We start from the raw sequence: 12,442 nt of genomic DNA, 5'->3' as shown, positions 1-12,442 counted from the left end.
TCCGGGCGGCCCTCCTCATGGCATCGCGGCGGCGCGCCGGGCACCCTAGCGCTTATGACCGCAAGCGCCATGTCCTCATCCACTCCTTCACCGCCGCCGCCCGCGCGCTTCGCGTCGTACGGCCGTCACACCTGGAAGGAGATCGCGCATCTCCTCACCAACCTCCCGCTGGGCGTGGCCGGTTTCGTCTACGTCGTCACGACGCTCGCGATGGGCTGCGGACTCGCCGTGACGGTCATCGGCCTGCCGCTGCTCGCGGGCGCGCTGCTCGGCGCACGGCAGATCGGCAAGGTGGAGCGGGCCCGGGCCCGCTCGCTGCTCGGGGTGCGGATCGACGAGCCGAGCCCGATGCCGACGCACGGGCACGGGTTCTTCAGCTGGCTGTGGTCGAGCCTGAAGGATCCGGTGGGCTGGCGCGCCATGCTGTACGGGTTCATGCGGCTGCCCTGGGGTGTGCTGACCTTCACCATCACCCTGGTCGGCCTCTTCGTGCTCTGGCCCGTGCTCCCCTACATCGTGCGCGGCCTGGCCAACGCGGACCGCGCGATGGTGCGCGGGCTGCTCTCGCCCTCCGATGAACTGGAGCGGCGCATCGTCGAGTTGGAGTCGGACCGTGGTGTCGTCGTCGACACGGCCGCGGCCGACCTGCGCCGCATCGAGCGCGATCTGCACGACGGTGCGCAGGCCCGCCTGGTCGCCCTCGCCATGGGGCTCGGTCTGGCCAAGGAGAAGCTCCTGGAGGACCCCGAAGCCGCGGCGCGCATGGTGGGCGAGGCGCACGGCGAGGTGAAGGTCGCCCTCCAGGAGCTGCGCGACCTGGCCCGCGGCATCCACCCGGCGGTCCTGACCGACCGCGGCCTGAACGCGGCGCTGTCCTCCGTGGCCTCGCGGTGCACGGTCCCGGTGAAGGTGACCGCCGATCTGCCGACGCGCCCGGCCGCCGCGATCGAGGGCATCGCGTACTTCACGGTCTCCGAGCTGCTGCAGAACGTCAGCAAGCACAGCGGGGCCCGTTCGGCGTCCGTCGAGGTGTGGTGCGCGGACCAGCGGCTCCTCATCCAGGTGCAGGACGACGGCCACGGCGGCGCGAGCCTCGACGGGGGCACGGGTATGGCGGGGCTCGCCGACCGGCTCGGCGCGGTCGACGGCCTGTTCGTGATCGACTCGCCGCAGGGCGGGCCCACGACGATCACGGCGGAACTGCCGTGGCGGGACCGGGAGCACGCGGCCCGGGGGTAGGGAAAACCCCCGGTCCAAGACACCTACGCACCACATGGTCCGGATCAAGTTCGGCCAGCACTCTGGAGATACGACGCCGGAACCCGACTCCGGAACAGAGCTTGACCCGAGCAGAAACGGACGACACCGATGGCCACGGAGTACGGACACGAGTACGGACAGGAGCACGGCCGCATGGACCGTTCGGAGTTCCGGGGATCCGACCTCGACGAGCGACGCCACCGTGTCCCCGCCGGGCTGCGCGCGCCGTTCGAGGCCCGCGCCTGGAAGGAGTTCGGCTATGTGCTCCTGAGCCTGCCGATCTCCATCGTGACGTTCACGTTCGCCATCACCATGCTGTCGCTGGGCGCAGGACTGCTGATCACCTTCATCGGCATCCCGGTGCTCGCCACCGGACTCGCCGCCTGCCGTGGCATCGGCTCGCTGGAGCGGGTGCGGGCACGTGCGCTGCTCGACGTGGAGGTGGCGAACCCGGAGCCGCTGCGGCCCAAGGGCAGCGGCCCGATGGCCTGGATGGGCGCCGTGCTCAAGAGCGGCGTCTCCTGGCGGCACGTCGTCTACGCCGTCCTGCACATGCCGTGGGCGATCTTCTCCTTCACCGTGTCGATCGTCTTCTGGACGTACGGCTGGGCGATGGTGACGTACCCGCTGTGGCAGTGGATCTTCCCGGCCTACGCGGGCCAGGACGGCATCCAGCTCTACGGCGACGACGGTCACCGCGTCCTCCTGGACAACCCCTTCGAGATCGGCGTCACCGCCCTCACCGGCCTGCTCGTCATGCTGGCCACCCCCTGGATCATCCGGGCCCTGACCACCGTCGACCGCGTCATGGTCGTCGGGCTGCTCGGCCCGTCGAGCCTGGCGACGCGGGTCGTCGAGCTGGAGTCGGACCGTGGTGTCGTCGTCGACACGGCCGCGGCCGACCTGCGCCGCATCGAGCGGGACCTGCACGACGGCGCGCAGGCCCGCCTGGTCGCCCTCGCCATGGATCTGGGTCTCGCCAAGGAGAAACTGACGGAGGACCCCGAGGCCGCCGCGCGCATGGTGGACGAGGCGCACGGCGAGGTCAAGGTCGCCCTCCAGGAGCTGCGCGACCTGGCCCGCGGCATCCACCCGGCGGTCCTGACCGACCGCGGCCTGAACGCGGCCCTGTCCTCGCTGGCCGCCCGGTGCACGGTACCGGTCCAGGTCGAGGTGGACCTGCCCGCGCGGCCCGCCGCCGCGATCGAGGGCATCGCGTACTTCACGGTCTCCGAGCTCCTGCAGAACATCAGCAAGCACGCCCGTGCGACCCGGGGCGCGGTCGACGTCTGGCAGGTCGAGGACCGGCTCATGCTCCAGGTCTCCGACGACGGCGCGGGCGGCGCGGACGTCACCAGCGGCTCCGGCCTTGCCGGACTCGCCGAGCGGCTCGACGCGGTCGACGGGATCCTCGTGGTGGATTCGCCGGTGGGCGGGCCCACGACCGTGACGGCGGAGTTGCCCTGGCGGGCGTAGCCGCGGCTGCCGGCCCGCTGCCCACCCGAACGCCCCGCGACGCGGGATGGACGGGTGGGTTTCGCCGTGCCCGCGAGGGCCCACGAGCCCACGCAGGCCGTAACGCCCCTTCTCACGCGCCCAGGCGCGATACTGAGTGCCGGGGAACACCGAGAACCGAATACACCGGGGGGCCGTGGACGTGGAGGACAAAGTGCGGGTGGTCATCGCCGAGGATTCAGTGCTGCTCAGGGAGGGCCTGACCCGGTTGCTGACCGACCGCGGGCATGACGTCGTCGCGGGGGTGGGCGACGCGGTCGCCCTGATCAAGACGATCGACGAACTGTCGTCGACGAGCGGACTGCCGGATGTGGTCGTCGCCGACGTGCGGATGCCGCCGACGCACACCGACGAGGGAGTGCGGGCCGCGGTGCATCTGCGCCAGCAGTATCCGGGGCTCGGGGTGCTCGTCCTCTCCCAGTACGTCGAGGAGCAGTACGCCACCGAGTTGCTCGCCGGGTCCAGTCGTGGCGTCGGCTATCTGCTCAAGGACCGCGTCGCCGACGTGCGCGAGTTCGTGGACGCCGTGGTGCGCGTCGCGGACGGCGGCACCGCGCTCGACCCGGAGGTCGTGGCGCAACTGCTCGGCCGCAGCCGCAAGCAGGACGTCCTCGCGGGGCTTACGCCACGCGAACGCGAGGTACTCGGTCTGATGGCCGAGGGGCGTACGAACTCGGCGGTGGCCCGGCAGCTCGTGGTGAGCGACGGCGCCGTCGAGAAGCACGTCAGCAACATCTTCCTGAAGCTGGGCCTTTCCCAGAGTGACGGGGATCACCGGCGTGTACTGGCGGTGCTCACCTATCTCAACTCCTAGCGACCTGACACTCTGTCAGCAATTTCACGCACCGCAGCGGCAGCGGCACCGAGCACGCAGACGCACAGACACACAGACACGCGCACGAGACACGAGCACGGAGAACAGTCCTAGAACCAAAGAATGAGTGGGGGCGTCTTCCATGGCGGGCCGGGGGGCTAGGCACATCACGGCAAATCGGGGCATTCGGGCGTCTCAAAAACACGTCCACGATGCGATCTACCCCAGGAAGGCGACCCTTACCGACGTAGGGTGGGCTTTGGGAAGGCCGGTCGCCCAGCCCTTCCCGCTCAGCCGCCCGAGGGAGGTCCAGTTCAGTGACCAGCCAGGTCAGTAGCCCAGCCGAGCAGGCCGATGGGGCAGTCGTCGGAGAGCAACGCAAGCACACCGGCGAGAAGGATGTACGCCGTCTGGACCGGGTGATCATTCGCTTCGCGGGTGACTCCGGTGACGGTATGCAGCTCACCGGTGACCGGTTCACTTCGGAGACGGCGTCCTTCGGGAACGACCTGTCGACACTGCCGAACTTCCCCGCCGAGATCCGTGCTCCTGCCGGGACCCTGCCGGGTGTCTCCTCTTTCCAGTTGCATTTCGCCGACCACGACATCCTCACTCCGGGCGATGCGCCGAACGTCCTGGTCGCGATGAACCCGGCGGCTTTGAAGGCGAACATCGCCGATGTGCCGCGCGGCGCGGAGATCATCGTCAACACGGACGAGTTCTCCAAGCGGGCGATGCAGAAAGTCGGCTACGAGGTGTCGCCGCTGGAGGACGGCTCGCTGGACGGATACAGCGTCCACCCGGTGCCGTTGACGACGCTGACCGTCGAGGCGCTCAAGGAGTTCGACCTTTCGCGCAAGGACGCGGGCCGGTCGAAGAACATGTTCGCGCTTGGGCTGTTGTCGTGGATGTATCACCGGCCCACGGCGGGCACGGAGAAGTTCCTGCGGACGAAGTTCGCGAAGAAGCCGGACATCGCGGAGGCGAATATCGCCGCGTTCCATGCGGGCTGGAACTTCGGTGAGACGACGGAGGACTTCGCCGTCTCCTACGAGGTGGCCCCGGCGTCCGCCGCGTTCCCGATGGGCACGTACCGCAACATCTCGGGGAACCTGGCGCTGTCGTACGGGCTGATCGCGGCGGGCCGGCAGGCGGATCTGCCGCTGTATCTGGGCTCGTACCCCATCACCCCGGCCTCCGACATCCTGCATGAGCTGTCCAAGCACAAGAACTTCGGGGTGCGCACCTTCCAGGCCGAGGACGAGATCGCGGGCATCGGGGCCGCGTTGGGCGCCGCGTTCGGCGGGTCGCTGGCGGTCACCACCACGTCCGGTCCCGGTGTGGCGCTGAAGTCGGAGACCATCGGCCTCGCGGTCTCGCTCGAACTGCCGCTGCTGGTCATCGACATCCAGCGGGGCGGGCCTTCGACGGGCCTGCCGACCAAGACCGAGCAGGCCGATCTGCTGCAGGCGATGTACGGGCGCAACGGGGAGGCGCCGGTGCCGATCGTCGCCCCCAAGACGCCCGCCGACTGCTTCGACGCCGCGATCGAGGCGGCGCGCATCGCGGTCACTTACCGCACGCCGGTGTTCCTGCTGTCGGACGGGTATCTGGCCAACGGCTCCGAGCCCTGGCGGATCCCGGATACGGATGAACTCCCGGATCTGCGTGTGCAGTTCGCCTCCGGTACGAATCACACCGAGGCCGATGGCACGGAAGTCTTCTGGCCCTACAAACGGGACCCGCAGACCCTGGCCCGCCCCTGGGCCATTCCCGGCACGCCGGGTCTTGAGCACCGTATCGGCGGTATCGAGAAGCAGGACGGCACGGGCAACATCTCCTACGACCCGGCCAACCACGACTTCATGGTCCGCACCCGCCAGGCCAAGATCGACGGAATCCAGGTGCCCGACCTGGAGGTCGACGACGCCACCGGCGACGCCAAGTTGCTGGTCCTTGGCTGGGGTTCGACGTATGGACCCATCACCGCCGCCGTACGCCGTCTGCGCGCGGTCGGCGAGAGCGTCGCCCAGGCCCATCTGCGCCACCTCAACCCCTTCCCACGGAATCTGGGCGAGGCCCTCAAGCGTTACGACAAGGTGGTGATCCCGGAGATGAACCTCGGGCAGCTCGCCACGCTGGTCCGCGCCAAGTACCTCGTGGACGCCGTCTCGTACAACCAGGTCAACGGAATGCCGTTCAAGGCCGAGCAGCTCGCCACGGCCCTCAAGGAGGCCATCCATGGCTGACACGCAGACCGAAGGCACCGGGAGCACGATCGAAGCGCTCTCCCTGGTGCCCAAGGCCGAGGCCAAGCAGTCCATGAAGGACTTCAAGTCCGATCAGGAGGTGCGCTGGTGCCCCGGCTGCGGTGACTACGCCGTCCTGGCGGCCGTGCAGGGCTTCATGCCCGAGCTGGGTCTGGCCAAGGAGAACATCGTCTTCGTCTCCGGCATCGGCTGCTCCTCGCGCTTCCCGTACTACATGAATACCTACGGGATGCACTCCATCCACGGCCGCGCCCCCGCCATCGCCACCGGACTCGCCTCATCGCGGCGGGACTTGAGCGTGTGGGTGGTCACCGGCGACGGCGACGCCCTGTCCATCGGCGGCAACCACCTCATCCACGCCCTGCGCCGCAACGTCAACCTCAAGATCCTGCTCTTCAACAACCGGATCTACGGACTCACCAAGGGCCAGTACTCCCCGACCTCCGAGATCGGCAAGATCACCAAGTCGACGCCGATGGGCTCACTCGACGCGCCCTTCAACCCCGTCTCCCTCGCCATCGGCGCGGAGGCGAGCTTCGTGGCGCGCACGGTGGACTCCGACCGCAAGCACCTCACCTCCGTGCTGCGCCAGGCCGCCGACCACCCCGGCACGGCCCTGGTGGAGATCTACCAGAACTGCAACATCTTCAACGACGGCGCCTTCGAGGTGTTGAAGGACAAGCAGCAGGCCGAGGAAGCCGTCATCCGCCTGGAGCACGGACAGCCCATCCGCTTCGGGACACCGCTGGAGAACGGCCTCGGCTCCAAGGGCGTCGTACGCGACGCGGCCACCGGCGACCTCAAGGTCGTCCCGGTCACTTCTGAGACCGAGTCTCAGATCCTGGTCCACGACGCGCACTCCACCTCGCCCACCCTGGCCTTCGCGCTCTCCCGCCTCGCCGACCCCGACACCCTGCACCACACGCCCATCGGTGTCCTGCGCGATGTCCAACGCCCCGTCTACGACACGCTCATGTCCGACCAGCTCGACACCGCCATCGAACAGAACGGCAAGGGCGACCTCGCAGCCCTCCTCGCCGGCGGCGACACCTGGACCGTCGCAGGCTGACGCTCCACAGTCCTCTCAACAGCCTCGCCCCGACGCCCGGTTCTGATCTCTCAGGACCGGGCCTCGTCGTATGCGGCACGCGCCTTGTGTACGTCGTCCATGCGCCGCTCCGTCCAGGCCGCAAGGGCCCGCACCTGCTCGGCGGCCTCGCGCCCCAGATCCGTGAGGGAGTAGTCGACGCGGGGCGGGATGACCGGCTTGGCGTCGCGGTGCACGAGGCCGTCGCGCTCCAGGGTCTGCAGGGTCTGGGTCAGCATCTTCTCGCTCACCCGGCCGAGCGCGCGGCGCAGCTCGCTGAAGCGGTGCGAGCGCTCCTCCAGGGCGATCAGGGCGAGGACGCCCCAGCGGCTTGTGACGTGCTCCAGGACCAGACGCTGCGGGCACATCTGGTCGCTGTCGAGGTTCCACCCACTTACTGTCATGCCAGTACCTTACTTCAAAGTGGGTACTTACGAATAGTTAGCGCCAGCGCTACGGTTAGGGCATACCGAATTCCACTGGTCGAAACAGGAGCAATCAGCCATGAGCATCGTCGTCACCGGAGCCACCGGACACCTCGGCCGTCTCGTCATCGACGGGCTGCTCGACGCGCAGGTCCCCGCCGGGCAGATCGCCGCCGTCGTCCGCGACAAGGACAAGGCCGCCGAGCTGGCCGCGCGCGGCGTCGAACTGCGCGTCGCCGATTACAACGCGCCCGAGACCCTCGCCGGCGTCTTCGCCGCGGGCGACAGGGTGCTGCTGATCTCCGGCAGCGAGGTGGGCAAGCGGGTGCCGCAGCACGCGGCGGTCATCGACGCGGCGCGCGGCGCGGATGTCGCGCTCCTCGCGTACACCGGCATCCTCGGCGGGCCCGACGCCGACTTCGACCTCGCGGCCGAGCACAAGGCGACCGAGCAGCTGATCCTCGACTCCGGCCTTCCGCACACGTTCCTGCGCAACGGCTGGTACCACGAGAACTACACGGCCAACCTCGCCCCCGTCCTGGAGCACGGCGCCGTCGTCGCCTCCGCGGGCGAGGGCAGGGTCGCCTCCGCCTCGCGCGCCGACTACGCGGCGGCCGCCGTCGCCGTACTGACCGGTGAGGGTCACGAGGGCAAGGTCTACGAGCTGAGCGGTGACGTGGCGTGGAGCTTCGCCGAGTACGCCGCCGAGGTCGCCCGGCAGAGCGGCAAGGACATCTCGTACGCGAGCGTCCCCGCCGAGCAGCACCTCGCGATTCTGACCGGCGCCGGGCTGCCCGAGCAGTTCGCCGCGATCCTCGTCGACGTCGACTCGGCGATCGAGCGGGGGCGGCTCGCCGGTACGAGCGGTGATCTGGCGCGGCTCATCGGGCGGCCGACGACGCCGGTGGCCGAGGCGATCTCGGTGGCGCTGAAGGGCTGAACGCCCGGCTGGAGGGCGCGCGGTACGGCGGGACGGACGTCATGACCGTTTTCGTGAGACGGGCATGACACGGGGGTGTCCGGGCCGCTACCTTCGGGGATGCAGCGTGGGGCTGCCGTGTACCAAGGAGGGGCCGTGGACGCTGCCGCAGCTGCGCAGTCGAAGAGCGAGCAGCGCATAGGTCTGCTGAACGGTTTTGCGGCCTACGGGATGTGGGGCCTCGTGCCCCTGTTCTGGCCCCTCCTGAAGCCCTCGGGCGCGGGTGAGATCCTCGCGCACCGGATGGCCTGGTCCCTCGTCGTGGTCGGCGTCGCGCTGCTCATCATGCGGCGCTGGGCCTGGGCGGGGGAGCTGATACGCCAGCCGCGCAAGCTGGGGCTCGTGACGATCGCCGCCGCGGTCATCACCGTCAACTGGGGCGTCTACATCTGGGCCGTGAACTCCGGCCACGTCGTGGAAGCCTCCCTCGGCTACTTCATCAACCCCCTGGTCACCATCGCGATGGGCGTCCTGCTGCTCGGCGAGCGGCTGCGTCCCGTGCAGTGGGCGGCCGTCGCCGTCGGCCTCGCGGCGGTCCTCGTACTCGCCTTCGGCTACGGGCAGCCGCCGTGGATCTCCCTCTGCCTGGCCTTCTCCTTCGCCACGTACGGCCTGGTGAAGAAGAAGGTCGGACTCGGCGGTCTTGAGTCGCTCGCCGCGGAGACCGCGATCCAGTTCCTGCCCGCGGTCGGGTTCCTGGTCTGGCTCGGTGCGCGGGGGGACGCGACGTTCGGGGCGGAAGGCACCGGGCACGCGGCGCTGCTCGCGGCGACCGGTGTGGTCACCGCCATTCCCCTGGTCTGCTTCGGCGCCGCCGCGATACGGGTGCCGCTGTCGACCCTTGGGCTGCTGCAGTACCTCGCGCCGGTCTTCCAGTTCCTGCTCGGCATCCTCTACTTCCACGAGGCGATGCCTCCTGAGCGGTGGGCCGGGTTCGGGCTCGTGTGGCTGGCGCTGACGCTGCTGACCTGGGACGCGTTGCGCACCGCGCGGCGTAACGCGGCTCGGCTCGCCGCCGAGCGGCCGGGGCCGGCCTATGAGTCGCGGGTGGCGGAGGCGGTGGCCCGCGTCGAGTGAGCCTCGCGGTGCGCCCTGGCCTTCTGGCGGTTTCCGCAGCGTTCCATCGAGCACCAGCGGCGGCGGCCCGGGCGTGAGGTGTCGACGAAGAGCAAGGAGCAGTTGGAGGTCGCGCACTTGCGGATGCGGTGCGCGTACGGCCCGGTGAAGAGGTCGACGGCGTCCCGCGCGACGGTCGACAGGAGCTGGGTGCCGGTGGCGTTCGGCGCCCAGGCGCGGGTGCCGTCGGGCTCGATGCGGGCGGTGAGCGGGGGCTCGGCCGCCGCGGCGTTCACGGTCGCCAGGAGTTCGGGGGCCGGTGGGCGGCCTTGGGCGTGGTCCAAGGTGAGCAGGAAGAGGGCGTCACGGGTGTTCCGCACCGCCGCCAACTCCTCGTCGCTGACGGTCAGTTCGAGCGAGGCGGCCTTGAGGCGGCTCTCGCCCGCCCACCGCACCAGGTCGGACGGCGCGTGCAGCGCCTCGAAGCGGGCGAAGATCCCCGGGCCGCCCGTCGCGGTCAACTCCAGGCACAGCGCGCCCGGATCGAAGTGGAAGCGCTGCCCGTCGGGGTGATGCAGCGTCAGCCCCGGCCCGCTCGGCCGCCGTGCCCGTTCCGCCTGTCCGGCCTGCCTCATTGCTACCTCCGTATAGTAACCAGTATAAGTGGTTACTATGACGCTACATTGGAAACTCGTCGTCGACGCCGCCGATCCGCACGCGCAGGCCACCTTCTGGGCCGAGACCCTGGGCTACGAGGTCGAGGACAACAGCGTCCTCATCACCCGCCTCCTCGGCTTCGGCGCCATCCAGGAGTCCGACACCGTCGAGTTCCGCGGGCGCCGCGCCTTCCGTGATCTGGTGGCCGTGCGGCATCCGGACGATCCGTACGAGGAGGAGAGCGGCACGGGTCAGGGCCGGCGGATCCTCTTCCAGCGCGTGCCGGAGACGAAGACCGTCAAGAACCGGCTGCATCTCGATGTGCACGCCGCGCCCGGCACCCGCGAGGACGAGGCCGCCCGCATCGAGGCGCTCGGCGCGGCCGTCCTGCGGCACGTCAAGGAGCCGGGGGGCGAGTGGATCGTCATGACGGACCCCGAGGGGAACGAGTTCTGCGTCCAGTGACGCGGGGGCCGCTCCCGGGTGCGCCGCGGAACAAGCGCTTCGACACCGTGCTCATGGGGCGCGGCACCTACGAGGCAGGGCTGCCACAGGGCTCGATCAGGCCCTACGCCCGCATGGAGCGGTACGTCGTCTCCAGCACCTTGGCCGGCCTCGACCCCGTCGATATGCGCTCTTGACGCGTGGTCAACCTCACCAGCACCATCAGGCACGCCAATTCCGTTCGTCATACGCGGAATTGGCGTCCCCCACGCAATGAGCCAACAGAACACGGAGCCCCCCACATGAAGCTCTCCGTTCCCGGACGCGCCACGGCGGCCGCCGTCATAGCCGTCGCCGGACTCCTCACGACCAGCGCGATATCCTCCGCGGCCCCCTCCCCCACGGCGGCCGCGCCCGACATATCCGTGGCCAACGTCCAGGCCCACCTCTCGCAGCTGCAGAACATCGCCTCGTCCAACGGCGGCAACCGCGCCCACGGCAGCGCGGGCTACAAGGCCTCCGTCGACTATGTGAAGGGCAAGCTGGACGAGGCCGGATTCACCACCTCGCTCCAGGAGTTCACCTCCAACGGCAAGACCGGCTACAACCTGATCGCCGACTGGCCCGGCGGCGACGCCGACCAGGTCGTCATGGCGGGCTCGCACCTCGACAGCGTCGATTCGGGGCCCGGCATCAACGACAACGGCTCCGGTTCGGCCGCGATACTGGAGACCGCCCTCACCGTGGCGCGCGAGCAGTACAAGCCCGCCAAGCATCTGCGGTTCGCCTGGTGGGGCGCCGAGGAGCTGGGGCTCGTCGGCTCCTCGCACTACGTCGAGAAGCTGCCGGCCGACGAGCGTTCGAAGATCAAGGACTATCTGAACTTCGACATGATCGGCTCCCCGAACCCGGGCTACTTCGTCTACGACGACGACCCCACCATCGAGAAGACCTTCAAGGACTTCTACGGCGGCCTCGACCTCGCCACGGAGCCTGACGAGGAGGGCGACGGACGCTCGGACCACGCCCCGTTCAAGGACGCGGGCGTCCCGGTCGGCGGTATTTTCAGCGGCGCCGACTACGAGAAGACCGCCGGGCAGGCCCAGAACTGGGGCGGCACGGCCGGTGAGCCGTTCGACAAGTGCTACCACTCCGCGTGCGACACGGAGTCGAACATCGACGGCACCGCGCTCGACCACAACAGCGACGCGGTGGCGTACGCGGTGTGGGGGCTCTCCGCCTGACCCGCGGGCCACAGGCCACCCTGGACACAGTTACCTGCGTGTGCATATAGTGCACACGCAGGTAATGAGCAGTAGCCGTATTTCCAGGAGGGGCCCCATGACTCGCAAGTTCCTTTTCGTGCTCGGCAGTTCCCGCGCCGACGGCAACTCCGAGATCCTGGCCCGCCGGGCCGCCGAGCAGCTTCCCTCGGACGTCCAGCAGCGCTGGCTGAACCTCGCCGACCACCCGCTGCCCGACTTCGAGGACCTCCGGCACGACAGCGACTACACCCGGCCGTCCGGCGACAGCGCCGGGGTCCTGCTCGACGCGACCCTCGAAGCGACCGACATCGTCATCGTGTCGCCCCTGTACTGGTACTCGGTCTCGGCCACCACCAAGCGCTACCTCGACTACTGGTCGGGCTGGCTGCGCATCCCCGGAGTCGAGTTCAAGGCCACGCTGGCCCAACGCAACCTGTGGGGAGTGACGGCGCTGGCGGACCACGAGCCGGTCGTCGCCGATCCGCTGGTCGGCACCCTGCGCAACTCCGCCGCGTATCTCGGGATGCGTTTCGGCGGCGTACTGCTCGGCAACGGCAGCAAGCCCGGCGACGTACTGAAGGACGAGCGGGCCCTGACCGAGGCCAAGACGTTCTTCGCCCAGGAGCCGCAGCTCGCGCGCTTCGCGTACGAGAGCTGACGCCCTGACGCC

The 12,442-nt window shown here is 69.4% G+C and carries 13 protein-coding genes; 11 read left to right on the top strand and 2 right to left on the bottom strand.

The window, feature by feature from the left end:
* Positions 1-54 precede the first annotated feature (54 nt).
* From ACGFX9_RS19315 to ACGFX9_RS19295, 5 genes are all read left to right on the top strand, one after another.
* The gene (locus ACGFX9_RS19315; RefSeq protein ID WP_393472985.1) at positions 55-1,239 is read left to right on the top strand and encodes a sensor histidine kinase; all 1,185 of its coding nucleotides are present in this window, start codon (positions 55-57) and stop codon (positions 1,237-1,239) included.
* 129 nt (positions 1,240-1,368) lie between these two features.
* The gene (locus ACGFX9_RS19310) at positions 1,369-2,736 is read left to right on the top strand and encodes a sensor histidine kinase (protein ID WP_393472982.1); all 1,368 of its coding nucleotides are present in this window, start codon (positions 1,369-1,371) and stop codon (positions 2,734-2,736) included.
* A 193-nt stretch (positions 2,737-2,929) separates the two neighbouring features.
* Positions 2,930-3,589 (top strand): LuxR C-terminal-related transcriptional regulator, encoded by a 660-nt coding sequence (locus ACGFX9_RS19305; RefSeq protein ID WP_393473963.1) that lies wholly within the window; start codon positions 2,930-2,932, stop codon positions 3,587-3,589.
* Positions 3,590-3,906: 317 nt separating this feature from the next.
* Complete coding sequence (locus ACGFX9_RS19300; RefSeq protein WP_393472979.1) at positions 3,907-5,838, top strand: 2-oxoacid:acceptor oxidoreductase subunit alpha; 1,932 nt, start codon at positions 3,907-3,909, stop codon at positions 5,836-5,838.
* Positions 5,831-6,928, top strand: a complete 1,098-nt coding sequence (locus ACGFX9_RS19295; protein WP_393472976.1) for a 2-oxoacid:ferredoxin oxidoreductase subunit beta — start codon at positions 5,831-5,833, stop codon at positions 6,926-6,928. Before ACGFX9_RS19300 ends, ACGFX9_RS19295 begins: the two co-directional genes overlap by 8 nt.
* Before the next feature lie 50 nt (positions 6,929-6,978).
* Here ACGFX9_RS19295 and ACGFX9_RS19290 read toward each other — a convergent pair whose 3' ends face one another.
* Positions 6,979-7,350 carry a winged helix-turn-helix transcriptional regulator gene (locus tag ACGFX9_RS19290; RefSeq protein ID WP_393472974.1) on the bottom strand — a complete coding sequence of 124 codons (372 nt, stop codon included), beginning with the start codon at positions 7,348-7,350 and terminating at the stop codon, positions 6,979-6,981.
* A gap of 100 nt (positions 7,351-7,450) precedes the next feature.
* Here ACGFX9_RS19290 and ACGFX9_RS19285 point away from each other — a divergent pair, with 100 nt between their 5' ends.
* Together ACGFX9_RS19285 and rarD are read left to right on the top strand one after the other, a co-directional pair.
* The gene (locus ACGFX9_RS19285; protein ID WP_393472971.1) at positions 7,451-8,311 is read left to right on the top strand and encodes an SDR family oxidoreductase; all 861 of its coding nucleotides are present in this window, start codon (positions 7,451-7,453) and stop codon (positions 8,309-8,311) included.
* A 99-nt stretch (positions 8,312-8,410) separates the two neighbouring features.
* Complete coding sequence (gene rarD, locus ACGFX9_RS19280) at positions 8,411-9,427, top strand: EamA family transporter RarD (RefSeq protein ID WP_393472968.1); 1,017 nt, start codon at positions 8,411-8,413, stop codon at positions 9,425-9,427.
* On the opposite strand, the gene ACGFX9_RS19275 is transcribed toward rarD, so the two are convergent.
* Positions 9,385-10,041, bottom strand: coding sequence for a CGNR zinc finger domain-containing protein (locus ACGFX9_RS19275; RefSeq protein WP_393472965.1), 657 nt, complete (start codon positions 10,039-10,041; stop codon positions 9,385-9,387). The genes rarD and ACGFX9_RS19275 overlap by 43 nt on opposite strands.
* 37 nt (positions 10,042-10,078) lie before the next feature.
* Between ACGFX9_RS19275 and ACGFX9_RS19270 the strand changes: the two genes are divergently transcribed.
* The 4 genes from ACGFX9_RS19270 to ACGFX9_RS19255 all read left to right on the top strand — a co-directional run bounded on the left by ACGFX9_RS19270 (position 10,079) and on the right by ACGFX9_RS19255 (position 12,430).
* Positions 10,079-10,528, top strand: a complete 450-nt coding sequence (locus ACGFX9_RS19270; protein ID WP_393472962.1) for a VOC family protein — start codon at positions 10,079-10,081, stop codon at positions 10,526-10,528.
* Positions 10,525-10,704 carry a hypothetical protein gene (locus ACGFX9_RS19265; RefSeq protein ID WP_393472959.1) on the top strand — a complete coding sequence of 60 codons (180 nt, stop codon included), beginning with the start codon at positions 10,525-10,527 and terminating at the stop codon, positions 10,702-10,704. Before ACGFX9_RS19270 ends, ACGFX9_RS19265 begins: the two co-directional genes overlap by 4 nt.
* A 105-nt stretch (positions 10,705-10,809) precedes the next feature.
* Positions 10,810-11,751 (top strand): M28 family metallopeptidase, encoded by a 942-nt coding sequence (locus ACGFX9_RS19260; protein WP_393472956.1) that lies wholly within the window; start codon positions 10,810-10,812, stop codon positions 11,749-11,751.
* 97 nt (positions 11,752-11,848) lie between these two features.
* Positions 11,849-12,430: a flavodoxin family protein gene (locus ACGFX9_RS19255; RefSeq protein WP_393472953.1), complete on the top strand. Its 582-nt coding sequence runs from the start codon at positions 11,849-11,851 to the stop codon at positions 12,428-12,430.
* Positions 12,431-12,442: the final 12 nt, after the last annotated feature.

It is taken from the genome of Streptomyces sp. NPDC048436, assembly GCF_043200355.1.
Classification (GTDB): domain Bacteria; phylum Actinomycetota; class Actinomycetes; order Streptomycetales; family Streptomycetaceae; genus Streptomyces.
Note: the sequence above shows the minus strand (reverse complement) of the source record. Positions and strands in the feature narration are given on the sequence as shown.

What these genes read in the sequence shown, in the direction of transcription:
- ACGFX9_RS19285 (WP_393472971.1), top strand. Translation starts at nt 7,451, where the DNA reads ATGAGCATCGTCGTCACCGGAGCCACCGGACACCTCGGCCGTCTCGTC.
- ACGFX9_RS19270 (WP_393472962.1), top strand. Translation starts at nt 10,079, where the DNA reads ATGACGCTACATTGGAAACTCGTCGTCGACGCCGCCGATCCGCACGCG.
- ACGFX9_RS19255 (WP_393472953.1), top strand. Translation starts at nt 11,849, where the DNA reads ATGACTCGCAAGTTCCTTTTCGTGCTCGGCAGTTCCCGCGCCGACGGC.
- ACGFX9_RS19315 (WP_393472985.1), top strand. Translation starts at nt 55, where the DNA reads ATGACCGCAAGCGCCATGTCCTCATCCACTCCTTCACCGCCGCCGCCC.
- ACGFX9_RS19295 (WP_393472976.1), top strand. Translation starts at nt 5,831, where the DNA reads ATGGCTGACACGCAGACCGAAGGCACCGGGAGCACGATCGAAGCGCTC.
- ACGFX9_RS19260 (WP_393472956.1), top strand. Translation starts at nt 10,810, where the DNA reads ATGAAGCTCTCCGTTCCCGGACGCGCCACGGCGGCCGCCGTCATAGCC.
- ACGFX9_RS19310 (WP_393472982.1), top strand. Translation starts at nt 1,369, where the DNA reads ATGGCCACGGAGTACGGACACGAGTACGGACAGGAGCACGGCCGCATG.
- ACGFX9_RS19275 (WP_393472965.1), bottom strand. Translation starts at nt 10,041, where the DNA reads ATGAGGCAGGCCGGACAGGCGGAACGGGCACGGCGGCCGAGCGGGCCG.
- ACGFX9_RS19290 (WP_393472974.1), bottom strand. Translation starts at nt 7,350, where the DNA reads ATGACAGTAAGTGGGTGGAACCTCGACAGCGACCAGATGTGCCCGCAG.
- rarD (WP_393472968.1), top strand. Translation starts at nt 8,411, where the DNA reads ATGCAGCGTGGGGCTGCCGTGTACCAAGGAGGGGCCGTGGACGCTGCC.